At 34.4% G+C, this 18,644-nt stretch carries 18 protein-coding genes and 5 tRNA genes; 9 read left to right on the top strand and 14 right to left on the bottom strand.

What is annotated here, in order from left to right:
• Positions 1-441: 441 nt before the first annotated feature.
• The 5 genes from ACYQ3P_RS00620 to ACYQ3P_RS00600 all read left to right on the top strand — a co-directional run bounded on the left by ACYQ3P_RS00620 (position 442) and on the right by ACYQ3P_RS00600 (position 923).
• Positions 442-515, top strand: a tRNA-Ile gene (locus ACYQ3P_RS00620).
• 8 nt (positions 516-523) lie between these two features.
• Positions 524-596, top strand: a tRNA-Ala gene (locus ACYQ3P_RS00615).
• Between the two features lie 31 nt (positions 597-627).
• A tRNA-Phe gene (locus tag ACYQ3P_RS00610) sits at positions 628-700 on the top strand.
• 68 nt (positions 701-768) lie between these two features.
• Positions 769-841: transfer RNA gene (locus ACYQ3P_RS00605), tRNA-Lys, on the top strand.
• 7 nt (positions 842-848) lie between these two features.
• Positions 849-923 (top strand) — tRNA-Glu (locus ACYQ3P_RS00600).
• A gap of 44 nt (positions 924-967) precedes the next feature.
• Here the strand turns inward: ACYQ3P_RS00600 and ACYQ3P_RS00595 are convergent.
• The 14 genes from ACYQ3P_RS00595 to ACYQ3P_RS00530 form a co-directional block, all read right to left on the bottom strand.
• Positions 968-1,156: a rubredoxin gene (locus tag ACYQ3P_RS00595; RefSeq protein ID WP_460176027.1), complete on the bottom strand. Its 189-nt coding sequence runs from the start codon at positions 1,154-1,156 to the stop codon at positions 968-970.
• A 169-nt stretch (positions 1,157-1,325) separates the two neighbouring features.
• On the bottom strand, positions 1,326-1,430 hold the full coding sequence (locus ACYQ3P_RS00590; RefSeq protein WP_460176026.1) for an RCKP-type rubredoxin-like domain-containing protein: 105 nt from the start codon (positions 1,428-1,430) through the stop codon (positions 1,326-1,328).
• 164 nt (positions 1,431-1,594) lie between these two features.
• Positions 1,595-2,701, bottom strand: a complete 1,107-nt coding sequence (locus tag ACYQ3P_RS00585) for an IS4 family transposase (protein ID WP_460176025.1) — start codon at positions 2,699-2,701, stop codon at positions 1,595-1,597.
• Positions 2,702-2,975: 274 nt separating this feature from the next.
• Positions 2,976-3,860, bottom strand: coding sequence for a UV DNA damage repair endonuclease UvsE (uvsE, locus tag ACYQ3P_RS00580; RefSeq protein WP_460176024.1), 885 nt, complete (start codon positions 3,858-3,860; stop codon positions 2,976-2,978).
• Positions 3,857-4,567 (bottom strand): LytR/AlgR family response regulator transcription factor, encoded by a 711-nt coding sequence (locus ACYQ3P_RS00575; RefSeq protein WP_460176023.1) that lies wholly within the window; start codon positions 4,565-4,567, stop codon positions 3,857-3,859. Before ACYQ3P_RS00575 ends, uvsE begins: the two co-directional genes overlap by 4 nt.
• Positions 4,564-5,571: a sensor histidine kinase gene (locus ACYQ3P_RS00570; RefSeq protein WP_460176022.1), complete on the bottom strand. Its 1,008-nt coding sequence runs from the start codon at positions 5,569-5,571 to the stop codon at positions 4,564-4,566. Before ACYQ3P_RS00570 ends, ACYQ3P_RS00575 begins: the two co-directional genes overlap by 4 nt.
• The gene (locus tag ACYQ3P_RS00565) at positions 5,555-6,955 is read right to left on the bottom strand and encodes a phytoene desaturase family protein (protein ID WP_460176021.1); all 1,401 of its coding nucleotides are present in this window, start codon (positions 6,953-6,955) and stop codon (positions 5,555-5,557) included. The genes ACYQ3P_RS00570 and ACYQ3P_RS00565 overlap by 17 nt, the downstream gene beginning before the upstream one ends.
• Positions 6,952-7,101 carry a hypothetical protein gene (locus ACYQ3P_RS00560; RefSeq protein WP_460176020.1) on the bottom strand — a complete coding sequence of 50 codons (150 nt, stop codon included), beginning with the start codon at positions 7,099-7,101 and terminating at the stop codon, positions 6,952-6,954. Before ACYQ3P_RS00560 ends, ACYQ3P_RS00565 begins: the two co-directional genes overlap by 4 nt.
• Before the next feature lie 44 nt (positions 7,102-7,145).
• Complete coding sequence (locus ACYQ3P_RS00555; RefSeq protein ID WP_460178022.1) at positions 7,146-8,684, bottom strand: IS1634 family transposase; 1,539 nt, start codon at positions 8,682-8,684, stop codon at positions 7,146-7,148.
• Positions 8,685-8,923: 239 nt separating this feature from the next.
• The gene (locus ACYQ3P_RS00550) at positions 8,924-9,859 is read right to left on the bottom strand and encodes a GGDEF domain-containing protein (protein ID WP_460176019.1); all 936 of its coding nucleotides are present in this window, start codon (positions 9,857-9,859) and stop codon (positions 8,924-8,926) included.
• Positions 9,856-10,338 (bottom strand): cobalamin B12-binding domain-containing protein, encoded by a 483-nt coding sequence (locus ACYQ3P_RS00545; protein ID WP_460176018.1) that lies wholly within the window; start codon positions 10,336-10,338, stop codon positions 9,856-9,858. The genes ACYQ3P_RS00550 and ACYQ3P_RS00545 overlap by 4 nt, the downstream gene beginning before the upstream one ends.
• Positions 10,232-10,849 carry a hypothetical protein gene (locus ACYQ3P_RS00540; RefSeq protein WP_460176017.1) on the bottom strand — a complete coding sequence of 206 codons (618 nt, stop codon included), beginning with the start codon at positions 10,847-10,849 and terminating at the stop codon, positions 10,232-10,234. The genes ACYQ3P_RS00545 and ACYQ3P_RS00540 overlap by 107 nt, the downstream gene beginning before the upstream one ends.
• A 9-nt stretch (positions 10,850-10,858) precedes the next feature.
• The gene (locus ACYQ3P_RS00535) at positions 10,859-11,920 is read right to left on the bottom strand and encodes an EAL domain-containing protein (RefSeq protein ID WP_460176016.1); all 1,062 of its coding nucleotides are present in this window, start codon (positions 11,918-11,920) and stop codon (positions 10,859-10,861) included.
• 28 nt (positions 11,921-11,948) lie between these two features.
• Positions 11,949-13,163, bottom strand: a complete 1,215-nt coding sequence (locus ACYQ3P_RS00530) for a methyltransferase domain-containing protein (protein WP_460176015.1) — start codon at positions 13,161-13,163, stop codon at positions 11,949-11,951.
• A 601-nt stretch (positions 13,164-13,764) separates the two neighbouring features.
• Here ACYQ3P_RS00530 and ACYQ3P_RS00525 point away from each other — a divergent pair.
• From ACYQ3P_RS00525 to ACYQ3P_RS00510, 4 genes are all read left to right on the top strand, one after another.
• On the top strand, positions 13,765-14,898 hold the full coding sequence (locus ACYQ3P_RS00525) for an efflux RND transporter periplasmic adaptor subunit (RefSeq protein ID WP_460176014.1): 1,134 nt from the start codon (positions 13,765-13,767) through the stop codon (positions 14,896-14,898).
• Positions 14,895-16,151, top strand: a complete 1,257-nt coding sequence (locus tag ACYQ3P_RS00520) for an ABC transporter permease (RefSeq protein WP_460176013.1) — start codon at positions 14,895-14,897, stop codon at positions 16,149-16,151. Before ACYQ3P_RS00525 ends, ACYQ3P_RS00520 begins: the two co-directional genes overlap by 4 nt.
• On the top strand, positions 16,148-16,816 hold the full coding sequence (locus ACYQ3P_RS00515; protein ID WP_460176012.1) for an ABC transporter ATP-binding protein: 669 nt from the start codon (positions 16,148-16,150) through the stop codon (positions 16,814-16,816). The genes ACYQ3P_RS00520 and ACYQ3P_RS00515 overlap by 4 nt, the downstream gene beginning before the upstream one ends.
• A gap of 575 nt (positions 16,817-17,391) precedes the next feature.
• A complete protein-coding gene (locus ACYQ3P_RS00510; RefSeq protein ID WP_460176011.1) occupies positions 17,392-18,051 on the top strand; it encodes a hypothetical protein in 660 nt (219 codons plus the stop codon).
• Positions 18,052-18,644 lie beyond the last annotated feature (593 nt).

Below are 18,644 nucleotides of genomic sequence, written 5' to 3'. Positions count from 1 at the left end.
GGGGCTCGCAGTGACGAGTGTATATCTCTTTATTTTTCGGAACTTCTAAAGATTGGACATATAAGGGAATACTCTGAAGAAGTAATACAACAGACAAGACAGATGCTATTGGGGATACTGAAATTGATACTTAAGCAATTTCCAACTCCCTTTAAGAGAGCTGCATACAAAGGCAATGCATTTATCTACAGGCATGTCCCGTGCAAAGCAGATTTTAATAAATATGCCTAATCAAGGAGGGTTATTGAAAGTGAAGGGGTCTATTATGAGTTAAAGGAAAGGCTAAAACAAATGAGAGAGCAGCTAAGTAGGGTAGAATTGAGAGGGATAATGAATTGTTAGAGGAGTTGATAGGAGAAAAAATTCACGGACAAAAATTTTTATCTAATACGTGTACTTGACAAAAAACATCATTTTCGGGTAATTTTAAATGTTGAGGATGGGCCTATAGCTCAGTAGGTTAGAGCGCACCCCTGATAAGGGTGAGGTGGTTGGTTCGATTCCAACTAGGCCCATTCAGAACGGGGGTGTAGCTCAGTTGGGAGAGCGCCTGCTTTGCACGCAGGAGGCCATGGGTTCGAATCCCTTCACCTCCATTTTTTATTTAATCTTTCGGTCTTTTTTAAAGGGCAGGTAGCTCAGTCGGTAGAGCAGGGGCCTGAAAAGCCCCGTGTCGGCGGTTCGATTCCGTCCCTGCCCATTTATGACCTTTCTGATGTTTGACAAAAATTAATATGAAATTTTAAACTATTTAAGTAAGTTAGTTTAGGGCCGCTAGCTCAGTCGGCAGAGCACCGCCCTTTTAAGGCGGGTGTCGTTGGTTCGAATCCAACGCGGCTCATAAAACTGTCCCCATCGTCTAGCCAGGCCTAGGACATCGCCCTTTCAAGGCGGTAACAGGGGTTCGAATCCCCTTGGGGACGTTAAAAAGCCGTGGATTAAATCCACGGCTTTTTTTATTAGCTTTTTATTGGACTGGAACAAATCCTGCTTTTTTGGATTTACAAATGGGGCATCTATAATCCTCAGGTGTTTCTTCGAAAGGAGTTTGAGGAGCAACTTTGTTTTTAGGACATCCTTTTTCTGGTTCGTATATGTATCCGCAATGTGTGCATCTGTATTGTTGATTTTTCTTGCAATCAGATTTTTTTTCCATTTTTCCCTCCAGCTTTTATCTCACTTGGAATATTCTCAAAAAGTAATTTCGACGCTTATCAGAGATAAGTAAGCAATTTAAAATTTTCAGATTACCTCACCGTCCCTTTGTACTATTTGCAATGACAAGCTAAAAAAGGTTTCCTAATAAAAATCGCTTAAATTAGATTTTAGGCTTTTTCCATTGTACCTGTTTTTCCACAATTAGGACATTTCTTAGGTTTGCACCTTCCTTCCTTTGTCGCGCCACAATTACTGCATTTGAAAACTGCCATTTTTTCACCTCCTTTTTTTATTTATATATTTTATATATAAAATATCATTGCTGTCCAAAATAATCTAAACTCATAAAAAACATCCGCATAAAATAAGACTTTTGGACAAGAAAATTTGCTTTTTCAAAATCAGGTTACCCCCTTTCTTTTTATTTGCTGTCCAATTAAACAAGTCTAAATTTTAACTGTTCTATTTGAGGCTCAATTTGCAGTGTCTCTGTCGGTTTATTTATCCATTCCCATAAATTCCTATATGTAAATAGGTTTAGTCTCAACAATGCAACTAGATTACTTAATGACCATCCAAATGTTGATAACTCCTTCAGATACTTCAGTATCAGTATCGCTATTAATGCCGTCCATATCTGTATCTTAAGTGCATTCGCTGATGTCCCTACAAAGGTTTTTACTCTTAGATTTTGTTTCAATGTCTTAAAAAATCTGCCCTGCCATCTGTCTTTGTATATCTCTGATATGGTCGTTGCACCAAAGTTCAGTTGGTTCGTGAGTAGCACAACTGTATCTTTTGTTTCCTTATCCATGACCTCTATCCTCCGTAGCTCATATGGACAGTCTTGCTCTGCATAAAAACCCTTAAGCTTGATTATCTCATCCCGAATTATGTTTCTGTTCTTTGGCACTGGTAGGCTCTTTATCACTTTATAAGAGGCGTTGTCCTTTAACCTTGTTACAAAATATACCCCCTCCTCTGTCCATCTACCAAATAAAGCATAGTCAACACACCCTCTGTCTATTACTACTATGTCACCAGAACAAAATTGAAGTCTCCTTAATATGTTTACTTCGTGCACTTTACCTTCTGTTATATGCGCATATTCAGGTAAATATCCTGAGTGGTCAAGTAGTAAATGCAACTTTACCGCACCTTTAGTCTTTCTGAATTTTGCCCAGTCAAATACTGTTGCACACAACTCTATTACAGATGCATCAAAGCTCATTAGCTTGTTCTTAAATCTGAATTTCCTCTTGCCAGTAAATTTAGACTGACATCTCTGAAGAAGCATATAAAATACTGCTTGAAAGAGTTCCCACGGTCTGTGTTCATTTGCATAGGCAAGGGTAGAGCTCTTTGGAGCTTCTTTTATACCAAGATGCCTTAACTTGCCAACGCAACTGGCAAGTCCATTACATATCTCTCTTAGAGAATGCGCCTGCCCAAGTTGACAAAATAACATAGCTACAAATTGCCCCCAACTCGTAAACCCTTTTGCTCTACGCTCAGCTTCTGTCTGCTTTGACTGACTTCTCAAATTCTAATCTTGGAAAAAGGGATAGAATTTGACTGAAAATACTGCTATACTTATTCATATACATCTCCGATCTGGGTCTTTAATTTTTAAGCTAAATGTTTATCTATTTTACCCAGATCGGAGCTTTTTAAAAAATTTATTTTGGACAAGAGTGATAAAATATCTCTTTTTATTTTAAAATAAATTTAATATGTTATTGCAAGCTAAGTGATTATTGCTCAAAAATAATAGACGCTTTTCACTGCAAGAGCTCCTGTTTGTAATCATTTGCTTATCAAAACATGTCCACTTTTTTCTCCCTTAGAATCTTTACTGCACTAAGAGCACTTATTTCCTTGTCTCTTACCTCAAGCATAATGTCAGCCTCTTTGTTGTATAATTTGCCTATGAATTCTCTTAAGTCTTTCTCATCAATACTTTCTCCATGAACGCATTTTGAAACATCTCCGTTGCTAAAGTCAATCATTGGCGGCATATCCTTCCATGTTAACATAGCATTATCTAAAGCTGAATCAAAATCTAATTTTCCTGAATTGCAATTATAATGAAATGTATCAAAAACAATGGGAATTCCTGTAGCTTCATGAATTACTAAACATTCATCTAAGCTGAATAACCTATCATCATTTTCAATCACAAGTCTATCTCTAAGATTTTCAGGTAAAAACTTATAATTTTTAATAAATCTCTTGATACTTTTTATCTTATCTCCATAAACTCCGCCAACATGAATCTGTATTTTATGTTCAATATCAAGCTCCATTTCCTCCAGTAATTCGCTGTGATAAATAAGTTCTCTGACACTGTTTTCAAAGACTGCTTTATTTGCTGAATTTATAACTACAAACTGACCAGGATGCATACTTACTCTTATTTTGTTATTTTTAATAAAAGCTCCAATTTCCCTAAGAATTCCTCTGAAGTCTTTCTTCCAGTTGAATTTATTCATTGGATGGGAGGCAAAGGGGATTGTGTGAGAGCTTATCCTAAAAAAGAAGATTTCATTTAAAACATTCCACTTCAGTGTCTCTAATAAACAGTTAAGATTCTCTTGTGTGATATGATAAAACTTTTTATCCAGTGAACTAAGCCTAATTGTTTTGTTTGCTTTGCATCCTGTAAATCTTCTTGTTGAAACATAGCCAATTCTTATCTTCACAGTATCTCCAGATTTTTGTATTTTTCTCTAAAAATCTTCGCTCCCTCTTTACTGCTTAGCACAGTGTCTTTTATGTCTTTAAAGTAAAATTCAAGTTTACTTTGATGCACAGTTTTAATTTTGCTTACCTTTTCAAGATTTATAAGATAGGAACGATGAACTCTTTCAAAGTTTTCGCTGGAAAGCACACGCTCCAAATCAGATATTTTTGCAGGATAGTAGTAGAACTCCTTTGCAGTTCTTAATACACAATCCTTAAGTTCAGCCTTTATGTAGTAAATCTCTGATGAAAAAACAATTTTGTATGAACCATCAAAGTCCTTTATTAAAAATGACTTGCCCCTTCTTTTCATATAGCTTTTTGCTCTCTCAACAACTCTTTTTATCTCCTCAGTGGAATAGGGCTTAAGGATGTAGTAAATAGCACCAATTTTGAAAGCATCAAGAGCATAATCAGGAAAGGCGGTTACAAAAACTATGAAAATGTTAGGATTGATTGCATTAATTTTTTGCGCAAGCTCAAGTCCTGAAATTTCTGGCATTTTAATATCAACAAATGCAATATCATAGTCTTTGTCCTTGCTTAACTCATCCAATAAACTACTTGCTGAGGTAAATGCAGAGATGATAAACTCTCCAACTCTTCTTAGTTCAATCATAAGTCTTTCAACTGCCAAAGGTTCATCATCAATAACCAATACCTTCATTTCTTTTTAAACCTCATTTTAAACTCTGTCTTGTCAGAAATTTCCCATGTTAATTTTCCATCAAGCAATATTTGGAGTCTCTCAGAGAGATTTTTAAGACCTGTGCCAAGTTTAAATGAGTCAATTCTTTTTCCGTCATTAATAACGATTATTTCAACTTTTTCTCCATCTACCCTTGCTTTAATTTCAATATTAAGAACTTTATCAGTTAAAAGTCCATGTTTTATAGCATTTTCAACAAGAAGCTGAACAGAAAACTTTGGCACCTTTATTTCAAGAGCCTCAGATTCCTCTGGATATACTACTTTGATTTTTGAGCCAAATCTCACATTTTCCAGATAAACATAATCCCTTATGTTTTCAAGCTCCTCCTTAAGTGGAATCAGTGAAGCCTCTTTCATGAGCCTTCTTAAAAAATGACTAAGCTTTATCAGAGCCTCAATAGCTCTTTGCTTGTCAATCTCTATGAGGGCAATGATTGCATTAAGAATATTATGAATGAAATGAGAGTTTAGCTGGGTCTCAAGGCTTTTAAGTCTGGTTTCAAGAAGCATTTTTTCAATCCTTTCCTTGTTTGCCTTCATTCTTACTATAAAAAAAAGAAGAAGACCAATAAGATAGTTAAGAACACCAGTTAAAAGGGAAAACAAATAAGTTTTTTCTGTGACAATCTGAGGCACGGATATTTTTAAGCCTGATGTTATCCATAGAGCTGAGATAAATCCAAAGGCACCAGCAAAAAAAGAGAAAAATGCTGAGAGAACCCACCAAATAGCTTTACTTTTAATCTTTGGAAGTATAAAATTATTATTTAAGCTTACAAGGGAAAAGGACATTAGTCCAAGACAAATTCCAAGTATTAATCCTGCAATCAATCCTTGAAGGCTTGAAATTCCTGAAACTTCATATATAATGAAACAAAATAGACTTGAAATAACAATGCTTAAAAGAACAATAGAAATCCAATCCCTTAAGCTTATCTTAAGCTCAAACTCCCTCAACATCCAATCCTCTCATCAAATTTAACACACCAATGCTAACTCCAATCCAACCCTGATAAGCAAAGCTCATATCTCCAACAAGATAAAGATTTTCAAAGGGTGTGAAATTCTGCGGAATTCTCCAGAATGTATTGTCTCTTGTTATTGGAATTCCACCCTGAGAGACTCTTCCAAGATATCTCTTAAAAGTTATTGGAGTGGAAAGAAAGCAGTGGTCAATGTTATCTTCTTTCAGGTTCAAGTATTTATAAAGAACCTCCTTCATCTCTATAATTTTTTCAAGCTTAGCCTTATCATACTGCTCTTTACTAAGATGTATCCAATTTTTCAAAGGAACATGAGTTGAGACTGTGAAAATTGTCTCTTCTCCACATGGCATAAAAGAAACAAAGTAAGTGCTAAATTCCTTTGTTTTCGGATTGGTCTTAGGGATAAGATAAAAATAATGCTCAGGTATGAAGTTTTTTAAAACTCCATATAAAACACATGCACCCTTGTCTGAATTTTTTTCTTTAAATTTCTCCAAATACTTTTTGATTTTTTCATCCTCAATAATTTCAAGATTTTCAATAAAAGGAAAAGCAAGAACAATTTTATCATAACATTCTGAGCCATTTTCAGTATCAATAACAAATTTTTTGCCTGAAATTCTGATTTTTTTTACAGGAGTTTGAAGGTAAACTGGAAAACCATTAAAAAGTTCTTCAATCATTGTTCCCATTGGCTTTTCAGGATAGGCAATTCCAGTGAATGGATATCCAAGTGCAAGAAACATAGTGAGGGCATTGACATTTTCAATATTTGCTTGCGCTGTAACGAGAACATGGGCTCTTATAAAATCAAGATAATCCTGATTTAGAGAGTTTCCATAAAAACATTTAAGCACCTGAAGTGCAGGCAAAAAATAGTATTTTGATAAAGGAAGCAGTTTAACGAAGCTTTTTAAAGACTTAATAGGTTTATGTATATTTATAAACGGAATTTTTCCTCCTAATATGGTATCTGTTACATTCCAAACCTCTTTCCAGAATTTTTCATGTCCCTTAATGGGAAAAGCTCTATTTACTTCATCAATCGTTTTTTCTAAACTTAAATATCTTTTTACATGATATCCTTTTCCAATTACAACAATTGAAGGATCAGCAATTCTTCCAGAAAAGCTTTTACCAAGCTTTTTAAGTACTCTGTCAACAGGATATCCCTCAAGAAGTCCTGGCAGTGTAGTTGCTCCAATGTTAAAGAGTCTGCCTTCTCTTTTAAAACTTCCTGAACATCCACCAATATTTTTAGATTTTTCAAAAACTTCAACTTCCAATCCCTTCTTGCTTAGTAGAGCTCCAGTAAGAAGCCCTCCTATTCCAGCTCCAACAATTCCGATTTTCTTCATTTTTCCCGTATTTTTTCTTTTTGTTTTAATTTATCTTTATACATTAAAAGATCAGCCTGATTAAGTAAATCTTCAAGATTTGGATCTAAGTTAGGATTAATTTCTACAAGACCATATGCAAAACTTACAATTTCACCCCACTTCATCAACTTTTGAATAAAAAAATTTTAAAATCAATGAGTTATAATTTTTAGATTAGCCTACAAAATTCTCTCGCACTTTCGTAAGTTCTGAAAATCTTATCCCCTACTCCCAATATTCTAAGTATCTTTTTATGTTCCTCCTTAGCTTTGCTCATAATCCTTATTTTCTCCCCCTCTATCTCAAAACCTCCTATCCCTATCTCATAAAATTTGTCCAAACACTTCTTCAGACTGTTTTCTTTGCTCTCCCTTAACCATCCTTTCTCCTTCAACTCATCCATTAGCCTGTTTAACACTGTCTGGGCTACCACACATAAAAATATATGCGTCCTTACTCTCCTGTCTTTATAATGATATATCGGTCTTATCTCTACAAAATCCTTTAACTGCTTGAATGCATCCTCCACTGTCTGTAATTCCTTATACTGCCTCTCTATCTCTTCATCTTCTTCCTTTATTAATGTCGTCTGCAAAATATACTTCCCACACATATCATATGCCTTCTTTATAGCTTCTTGCTTTGCTATTATCTGAAATCTGCCTTCTTTGTATCTGAAATTATAATAATTCTCAGCTCCACTTTTTGTCAGTTTCCTCTGCGCCCTCCTCAGTATTTTCTCCCTGTCTCTTAGCTTTCCTCTTTCTACCATCTGCCTTACTTTTTCCAATGCCTCCCTGCCCCTTTTAAGTATACTTTCCAATGTCTCCCTGTCATGGCTTTCTCTGTATTCAGACCCACATAGTACATATCTGCTCTTTACCCCTTCCTCTTCACTTATATAGATGGTCACTGGCAACTCCTTCTGAAATATATCTAACTGTATACCCTTCTGCACTACCATTTTCTTTGCTTCCCTAAATCTCATCGCTAATATGTAGTTTATCCCCTCTCTCTCAAGATACTCTATATTCTGTAATGTCACCATCCCCCTGTCTCCTATAAATACTGCCTCCTTGATGTCGTATCTCTTCTTTAACTGACTTATTAGTCCCTTTACTGTCTCCTTATCTGATATGTTGCCTTCTATAACATCAAAATGCACTGGAAATTTATTCTCGTTCAAACATAAACACAACAATACTTGCTTTTTATCGGGCTTCCCATCCCTTGAGTATCCATATCTTGCGAGCCCCAGAGGTCCTTGACCCTCAAAATATACTGAGGTAATATCATAAAGCAACAACTTTGTCCCTTGTGCTCCCGTCTTATAAAAATCATCTAACACATTATCCATCTTCTCATACAACTTGTCCATTGCCCTGTATATCTCATTTACATGCATATCCTCTTCCCTTAAATCAAACAGTTCCATAAAACCACTTCTTCGTATCCATCCCACTGATGCATACTTACTCCTTGGCTCTATTATCCTGTTAAGCACTACTGCCAAAAGCAAATCTCTTACCTTCTTTGGAAAATGCCTTAACCATCCCAGAAATCCTATCTTCATCATAAATCCTAACAGTATATGCCCTACTGAAGTTGCATCCTCAAAAAACTTGTCTTTGTCCACTACAACCTTTTTCTCAGGTGACTTAAGCAGTTGCCTTATTTTGGAAATAAGAGGCTCACCTAAGTGAGTGATATTGGCAATTTTTTCATGCCTAACCTTTTTAGTTTTTTTGTCTCTGTAAGCTTTAGATATTTCGTAGGTTTTGTATTTTTTACCTTTTTTTTGTTGACCAAGATTCTTTTACGAACATAGTTACCTCCTTTTTATTTAGCATACAAAAATTAGACAAAAAAGTCAATATTTAATGGAATAAATAAGCAAAAATAATAAAGTTAGATTAGACTACAAAATTGAATGAAAAAAGATATAACTTATTGAATTATAAAGCTTTTGATATTTTTAAAGGCTGAAAATTGATGAAGTTGGGTTTCAATATCCTTTTTCATTTGATTTTTTATTCTTTCCATAATTTTTTCTGCATCTGAAATATTTGAATTTATAAAAAGAATTACAAATTCATCTCCTCCTAATCTGAAGACATAGTCATAATTTTTTCTTATATTTTTCTGTATAAGATGAGAAAAATTTTTTAGCATTCTATCTCCTTCAATGTGACCATATGTGTCGTTGATAAACTTTAGGTTATTTAAATCAAGTAAAGCAAGAACGAGCTTGTAATTTTGTCTTTTTGCTATTGTGATTTCTCTGTTAAAAACTGAGTGAAGATACCATCTATTGTATACTCCAGTTAAGGGATCACATAAAGCTAATCTTTGTAACTTCAAATTTAATTCTTTTAATGAATTTGTTGCTACTTCAAGTTGTAAATTTTTCTTGTAAAGTTCTCTTTGGGTGTTTAGCAATTCATTATTTAATCTACTCATTTCCTCAAGAACTTCAAGGTACTTTTTTTGAAAAAAGCTTTTTTCCTCTTCTGTTCTTTTTAACTCCAAACGGCAAAGATTTATTTTTTCATTCTCTAATCTTAAAAATTCCTGTTCAAGTTCATTGTTAATAAGTTCGTCCTTTCTTATTTCAAAAAATATTTTGTTATCAGAAATTTTTTTACGAAGGATGTATGCATGGGAAGAACCTGAGTAATCATTTATAGAAAGCATACACTCACTCTCATCTTTGAGTAGGATATTAAGAAGTTGGTCAAATAAAGTTTTGCAGAGCTTCTCAATTATTAAAGAAAGGGTATTTCCATGTGTATCATCTGCAAGTAATAGGGAGTCTTCTATTGTCTTAAGTACTTTTCCTTCATTAGATATAAGAAAAATGCTTGTTTTATTCCTATCTTTCATTGTTCATTCTCCATTGAAAATTTTACATCCTCTAAAGTTACTGCATATCCATCAGCTCCTAACTCTTCATGTAGAGTATCGTTTATAACGAAAGGTCTACCTCCAACAATAATTTTTGTATCCTTGATACTATCATTAGCTTTTAATTGTAAAATCAATTCTCTTAGAGCCTGTAAATTTTTATCATAAGTCACTGAAAGTAAAATAATTTTTGCATTTTTCTTTTTAGCAAACTCTATTATTTTATCTGCTGAGGAAGAGACACCAAGATAATGAGTATTGTAGCCTTCTAATTCAATAAGGTCACAAATCATTCTAATACCCATTTCGTGCAGTTCTCCCTTTACACTAGCTCCTACAATAGATTGATTTTTATTGCTTCCACTTAGTATATAAGGATACAATCGTAGCGTGATTAATTGAGTGAGAGCTGTAATGTAATGCTGTTCCGCAAAGGTAATTTCTCCTAAATCCCACATAAAACCAGCTTGATATAGGGCATCTCTGTTTTAAATAAATCTCCTTTATGCTTATGCCTTCCTTTATTAATCTTTTTATAAATTCAAAAGCCTTTTCTTTTTCTTTTTTTAAAGCAAGTTTTAAATATTCCTCTCTGTAATCCTTGAATGTATCAAAAGCATATAATCTTGACATTAAAGCGTTATTGCTTAAAATTATAGTTGATAATTCAATGATTCTATTGCTTTCAATGCATATTTTGTTTTCATACTTTTCATTAAGACAATCGCATAGAGCTTTAAGCATTGCACAAAATTTTTCTTCACAAATTTCATATTTCTTAATTTTTCTTTTAAGGACATTAAAAAACCCTATCAAAAGAACTGGAGAATTAAGACGAATTGCTTGAATAATACAGGATGCGCAATTGTTGAATAAAAATCTCAGCTTAATCCTTTTATCTTCAATTAATTCATCCTTATAATCAATTTTTTTTACAAAATTGTCAAGGGTTAATAAATTTTTTTCCATTTTAAATCCTTATAACACGCATACCTCTCTTGTCGGTTCAGGAGAGGGTCTTCCAAAAAGATAACCTTGACCAAGGCTGATGCCAAGAGAAGTAACAACTTCAAGTTCTTCTTTTGTCTCAATTCCTTCTGCAAGAGTTATTATTCCTAAGTCATTTGATATATCCACTAAGGCTTTTACAATTGACCTTTGATGAGGATTAATATCAATATTTCTTATGAGTTCCATGTCAATTTTCATGTAATCAGGTTTAAGTTCCTTTAACATTAAAAGACTTGAAAATCCTGAACCAATATCATCTAATGCTACTTTAAGTCTATTTCTTCTGTAATGATCAAAAATGCTACATAGATGGCTTATGTTTTGGACTCTTTCAGTTTCAATAACTTCAAAGACTATCTTTTCAGGGCTCATTTTTGTCCCTTTTATAGCATTTATTGTTGTTGAAAGACAAAACTCAGGATTATATATAGAGCCGGGATTAAAATTTATAAAAAGATAAAAATCTCCCAAACCGTGTTTTTTAGAATAATTAATTGCTTGTATTCTACATTGTCTGTCAAGATTAAATAGCATTTTCGTTCTTTCAGCTAAGGTAAACATCTCACGAGGATTCATTATGCTTCCATCTTTTTTTAATCCCCTTGCAAGACATTCATATCCATAAATTTTGAAATTCTTCAAATCAATGATTGGCTGAAAATAAATGATTATTCTTTCATTATCCAAAATCCACTTTAAGTCTAAGCCTTTGAAAAGGGAAATCCAATATGATAAAGGTTTAAACTTTGGAAGTTTCTCTATGTTGATTTCATCTCCTTCTTTAATGGGAAGAATATGGATATTTTCAATTTCTACTTCAGTGAAAGAGTTGTCGTTTAAAATACTATTTATAAAAAATTCCATACTCCTTGTTTTTAATTCTAAATGTTTTTCAAATTTTTGAATTTCAAAAACACTGCCTAACAAATATACAATCTTTTGAAGCATGTAAGGATGAGAAGCTGTAATTACTAATTTGTCAATTCCATCTGGTATTTCTGGAGTTGTAGTGCATACTTTACAATCCATACTTTTCTCCTTTTACATTTAGAATATTCTATTTTTTCTTTGCAGTTACCACATAAAGGGGGTCTGAAAAAAGCGTGCATCCGAAATACTTGTCATCAAAGGGTCTTCTCCATCCTCTGTATGAGTAAGTAGCGTAGTCAGTGAATTTCTCATTTTTTCTTAAAAGCTCTATTACATAACCCATCCTTTCAAATTCATGCAGATCAATCCATAATCTTATTACTTTCGGTGGAAAATATCTGTTTGAAAAGCTAAAACTTACTCCACCACCTTTTTTAAGCACTCTTGCTATTTCATTAACTATTTCAATAGGATGAGTTATATATTCAACAGAAAGGTCACAAACTATCCAATCAAAGCTTTCATCAGGAAATGGAAGCACGGGTTCTTTGTTTATATCCTTTACTACAAAATCTTTAAGTATTTTGTTATTTTTCATCTCCTCTGAATTTAGTCCAAGCCCTGTAACTTCAAGATTAAGCTCCTGTGGAAGGTGTGATTCATAACTGCTCATTAAGTCAAGCACTTTAGAGTTGGCAGGAATAATTTTTCTGTAAAGCTCAACAAGATTTGCATGACACTGTCTGTCTATATGATATGTAAAGCGAGGCTCTTTGTAGAAGACTTCGTCATCGGTTTCATCTTCTCTAAGGAAGCTTTCTCTTTTTTCAATTTCAAAGTCTGTTGATTTGCCCTCAATGGGCACTTGCATTCCTGGTCCATATTCAAAGGGTAGATTACACCAAGCTCTGCATTCTCCGCCTGCAATTGGTGCAATTTCAATGATATCAACAATTTTTCCCTTAAGATTGATATCATACTTAGCAATAGGATTGTTAATATCAATAAGAAGCTTAGAGTCGTATATATTAACTACCCTTGCAGGATTCATATTTTCTGGAAAAACATTTGCTAATCCCACAAAAAAACCAAGAGGATAAAATCTGCCCATCTTAGGCTTTAACGTAAAAAGAAAAGGTTTTATTGGACGAAAACTATCATATGGCACTTCAAAGATATTGCCTTCATTGTATTTGAAAAGTTCACCTGCTTTGAAATTTAAATTGAACTCATCACCAACTTTTTTTCCTATTAAGTTTTCTCTTAATTTCGCAGGCATGACATCCCAGTCTCGCCACATGTTAATTTTGCACAGGTAATTTTCCTTATGTTTACCTATCCATGAATTCCAAGAAAATTCAAAGGCTGTAATTACTTTACTTTTTTCCTTTACCTGTTTCATAGCACACCTCACAATTTTTTTAAAATCTAACCTTTAAAAGATGTAATTTTGTATGCATTTTTTGTAACTTTATGCAAAGCCCAAAAATAGCGATAGACACTCATCACTGCGAGCCCCCCTGTTGCGAGCGATAGCGTGGCAATCTGGGGCGAAGCAGTCTCTGATTGGTAATTGGTGAAAGTGAGTGGTGGATGATGAATGGTGAACACCTCTCCGTAATTGCGAGGATACCCCCTCTCCGTCATTGCGACTCCGAGCGAAGCGAGGAGGAAGCAATCTCGTTTTTATATTCCCCGTCACAACAAAGAGAGATCACTTCGGCTTGCTAAAGCAAGCCTCGTGATGACGGGAAAAAGTTACTTCGCAAGCCTCGTGATGACAAAAGAGGGGTCATTGCGAGGGACGAAGTCCCGAAGCAATCTCGTTTTTTCCTTTCAACAAGGAATGGATTGCTTCGACATCCTTACGGATGCCTCGCAATGACAGCAAAAAATACTTAATTTTCAAATGGTTATACCAATTATTGGATTTCTATCTCTATTTTTATGCAAAGATGCAAGAATGCATTTTTTCAGAAATTTTGTTATAATTTTTAAATGCAATGAAAAAAATTTTCCTAATTTTCCGCAATAAAAAGTTTTTGCTTATTACTCTTTTGATTCTCATATTCATGGTTTCAGTCCTCATTTATATCTCTATTCCAAAGGAAAAAACATATACAGTTAAAAAGCAAAAGATTGTGAGGGCTGTTTTTGCAACAGGATATTTAAAAGCAAAAGACCAAGTTACCCTTAGAGCTGAAGGTTCTGGCTATGTTGATAAAATTTTTGTAAAGGAAGGAGATTTTGTAAAAGCTGGCTCAATATTAGCTCAAATAAGAAATGAGGTAATCCCTCGGCAGATTGAAGAGGTGAGTGCTCAATATGAGCTTGCATACAAAAGAGCAAAAGAAGGCTCTGACTACATTGAAGGACTTAAGGCAAGAATAATTCAAGCAGAAGAAAATTACAACAAGGCAAAGCTTGATTATGAGAGAAAAAAGGCACTGTATAGTGAAGGTCTTGTTTCTCAGAAAGAATTTGAAACAGCAGAAAAAAACTTGATATACACAGAAAAGGAGCTTAAGATAGCAAGAACAGTTTACAATGACAGTTTAATAGCTTTAAAAAAAGAACTTGATTCTCTTTCAGCAAGAAAAAAGGGACTTGAAAAGGAACTTGAAAAATATACTGTTAAAGCTCCTTTTGATGGATATATTTTAAGTGTTCTCGTTGATCCCGGAGATTATGTTGATCCTTTTAAAGAAAACAGACTCTTGGTAATTGGAAATAAAAATGAAATAGAGGGAGTTCTTATTATTGATGAAGAGTATGTTCCACTTATAAAAATTGGACAAAAAGTTTTGGTTTCCTTTGATGCCTTTCCAGATAAAAACTTTGATGCAACCATTAAAAGTATTGACCTTGCCTCTGAAAGAACTTCAAGAACAGTAGAGGCAAAAATTGATTTAAAAATAACTGATAGCATTCCTCTTAATTCGGTTTTTGAGGCAAGTATAATTCTTGAGGAAAAGGAAGCCATTGTAATTCCTAAGGAAGCTTACAAAGATGGCTATGTTTGGATAAAAAATGGACTTCGTAAAACAAGGCAATCTGTTCAGATAGGAAATTTATATCAGGGATTTTACGAGGTAATTTCAGGACTTAGCGAAGGGCAGACTATCTTAATAAAATGAAACACATCATTTTTATTGCCCTTAAACTTATACTTGCAAGAAAAAGGCAAACAGCCATATCAGTTTTAGGGGTAGCACTTGGAATCACCGCATTTGTTGCCATGAGTTCATTAATGTTCGGATTTCAGAAGTATTTTATTGAACAGGCAGTAAACATTGAACCCCACATTGAAGTAAAACCAAGAAAGGTGTTTTCTGAAACAAGGGTTCTTGAAAAAAGTTATCCATCTGGAACGATATTTGAGGTTTTGTCTTCAAAACCAAAAGATGTTAAAGATAAAATTATTGATTATAAGTTTTTGATTGATAAATATTCAAAGGACTCTCTTATTGAAGGTGGAGCACCACATCTAAAAAGTCAAATCATTATAAAGTTCGGCTCAGTAGATGCAACAGCATCGGTAATTGGAATTAATCCTACTCAAGAAGTTAAAGCAACATCAATAGAAAGTATGCTTGAAAATAAAAGACTCTACACTTTAATACAAGACCCTCAGAGCATCATTTTAGGAAAAATTCTTGCACAAGACATCGGAGTTAAAAAATTAGGTGATAAGGTAATTGTTGTTGCACCAAGCGGAAACATATTTGTTTTGAAGGTCGTTGATTTTTTTTACTCTGGAATAGTTGGCATTGACAAATCAAGGGCTTATGTGAACATAAAGACTCTTCAAAAGATACTTGAGGTTACAGATCAAGTCAATGAAGTTGTATTTAGGGTGAGAGACCCAAAATTGGCTGAAAAGGTAGCAAGAAAAATGCAGGATGAACTTCCAAAATACGAAGTCAGAAGCTGGCAAAGGTCTTTGGCTAATGTTCTCAGACTCTTTTTAGTTCAAAATATCATTACCTTCATGATAGTTTTTGCAATTCTTACTGTGTCAGGTTTTGGAATTTTCAATATTATGCTGATGACAGTGATGGAGAAAAGAAGGGAAATAGCAATTCTTAAGGCAATTGGCTATGAGAGAAAAGAAATTGTTTATGTTTTTCTTTTTCAGTCCCTTCTCATAGGAGTGGCGGGAGCAATTTTTGGAATTTTGGGTGGTTATCTTGTTCAGCTTTATCTTGAATCAGTTGACATTACTGTTGAGGGAATTCTAAAGAGTCGTGGCTTTATACTTGATAAAAATCCGCTTTATTTTTTGTATGGAAGCCTCTTTGCTATTGGATTTGCTGTGCTGGCAAGCATTTATCCTGCATATAAGGCAGGCAAACTCAATCCTATTGAAATATTCAGAGCAGGAGCATGAAGTTAATTGAGCTCAGAAACATTAAAAAATTCATAAAAGATGAGTTAATTCTCAAAGATATAAATCTTGAAATCAATGAAGGAGACTTCATAAGCATAATTGGAGCCTCAGGCTCTGGTAAAAGCACACTTCTTTATATTATGGGTTTACTTGACAGTCCTTCTGAGGGGGATGTGATATTCAGAGGTGAAAAAATTGATCCAAACGATGAGAAAAAAATCTCAACATTAAGAAACAAACACATCGGATTTGTTTTTCAGTTTCACTATCTTATCAATGAGCTTACTGTTCTTGACAATGTTGTCCTTCCAATGATTAAAGCTGGTACAGAAAGGGAAGAAGCAGAGCAAAGGGCATTAAAGCTTTTGGAAATTGTAGGGCTTAAAGGTAAAGAAAAAAGAAAGCCATACATGATATCAGGTGGAGAGGCTCAAAGAGTTGCAATTGCAAGGGCTTTGGCAAACAATCCTGATGTCATCATGGCAGATGAGCCAACTGGAAATCTTGACTCAAAAAACACAAATCTTGTCATGGAGCTTTTTCTTGATTTAAACATACAAGGTGTAACAATTGTTATGGTTACCCATGAATATGATTTGGCAAAAAGAACAAATCGCATAATAGAGATGCTTGATGGAATGATTATTCGTAGCTTTACTCCCTAATCTATTTTTTAAGAGTAATATGAGCTATTTTTATAGAAATTATTTGTTAGCTTTTCATTGCTTTGGCTTCATTAAGATGCCAAAGCAATCTCTAAGAAAGAGATTGCTTTGTCGCTATTGCTCCTCGCAATGACGAAGTGGGAGGTCATTGCGAGGAGCAAGATTTTTTCCTGTCATTGCGAGGCTCACCGTATGTTTTTTTGTCATTGCAAGCCTAACCGAAGTGAAGCGTGGCAATCCCTTTGTTGTATGTGAAGAAAAAGGCGATATTGCTTAAGGACTAACGTCCTTCCAAATTACAAATAAGAGAATTCGTAATTATAGGAAATAATCTACAACTAAAACGAATAAAAATTTAAAATCCATCATTCACAACTCACTATTCACCATGCACTAAGCACCAACCACTAATTAGAGACCACTTCGCCTCATGTGGAGGCTCGCAGTGACAAAATAAAGCAGGGGTTTTCAGCGACAAGTTTCTGCCTATTTTAGGGTTTTCAAATATTTGAAAAAATAGGCTTTTAATATGATAGAATTTAGTAGATAGTAGAATTTAAACATGAGGTTATGAGATGGAAGAAGTTTTAGTTATAAGAACCATTGAGGATTTTGAAAGAATTTTGATAGAGAAACCTGAGTGGAAGGAAAGGATAAGGAAACTGATTCTTACTGAGGAGCTTCTTGAGCTTCCTTCCAAGTTTGAGAAATTTAAGGAAGAAGATTTCAAACCACTCAAACAAAAGGTTGACAGAATTGAGCAGGATGTTGAGATTCTTAAAAAAGATGTAAAAGAACTTAAGCAAGATGTGGCTAAATTAAAAGACGATGTTGGAGACTTAAAAGGTAAGTTTTTAGAGCTAAAGGTAAGAGACAATGTGGGTGCATTTTTTGGTAAATTGTTAAGAAAAGCAAAACTTGTAGATTCTGCTGACCTTGCTGACTCTCTATATGAAATATTTGAAAAAGGTTTAATAAGCGAAGCTGACATAGATGAAGCATTGAGAGTAGATGCAGTTGTGAAGGGATATTTAAGGAAGGATAAAGAAAAGAAAGTGATGGTAGCAGTTGAAGTTTCTAATGTTGTTGACAAAAATGATGTGCTGAGAGCTAAAAAAAGAGCAGATATTATATCAACAGCATTCAAGGTTGAATGTATTTCAGCGGTGATTGGTGAAGATTTTACTGAAGGTGCAAAACAGACTGCTGAGGAAGTAGGAGTTCTCTTAATTTAATTTCATATAATGCTGTTCATGCAAAAAGTTAAGCTCTGAATTGAGAGATTATCTTTAGTCATTTTGAGTAAAGCAATCTCTAAACATTCGTAAAACGTAAGACGTGAGACGTAAAAGGCAAAAGACGAGATTGCGTCGGCATCCTTACGGATGCCTCGCAATGACGTTGTAGTATGTCATTGCGAGGATATCCTCTTCTCCGTCATCGCGTCCCTCTTCCTGTCATTGCGTCCCTTTTTCCGTCATTGCGAGCGAAGCGAAGCAATCTCGACTTTGTCTTTTAATAAGGAGTTGGATTGCCACGCCTCACCTTCGGTGAGGCTCGCAATGACAGGAAAAAAATAAACGGTAAGGCTCGCAATGACAGAAAAAAATAAACGGTGACGCTCGCAATGGATAAAAAAAAGACATTGAGATTCACAATGACCACACTCCTCTCGTGATAAATTAATGAAGTCTTACCATGCATTATCCATTGAGATTCGCAATGACCTCTCTTCTCGTCATTGCGACTCCGAGCGAAGCGAGGAGGAAGCAATCTCCGAGTTTTTTATCTTTACTTAATAGACCACATAACAAATGGTAAGCCAAAT

Source organism: Thermodesulfovibrio hydrogeniphilus (assembly GCF_054657355.1).
Note: the sequence above shows the minus strand (reverse complement) of the source record. Positions and strands in the feature narration are given on the sequence as shown.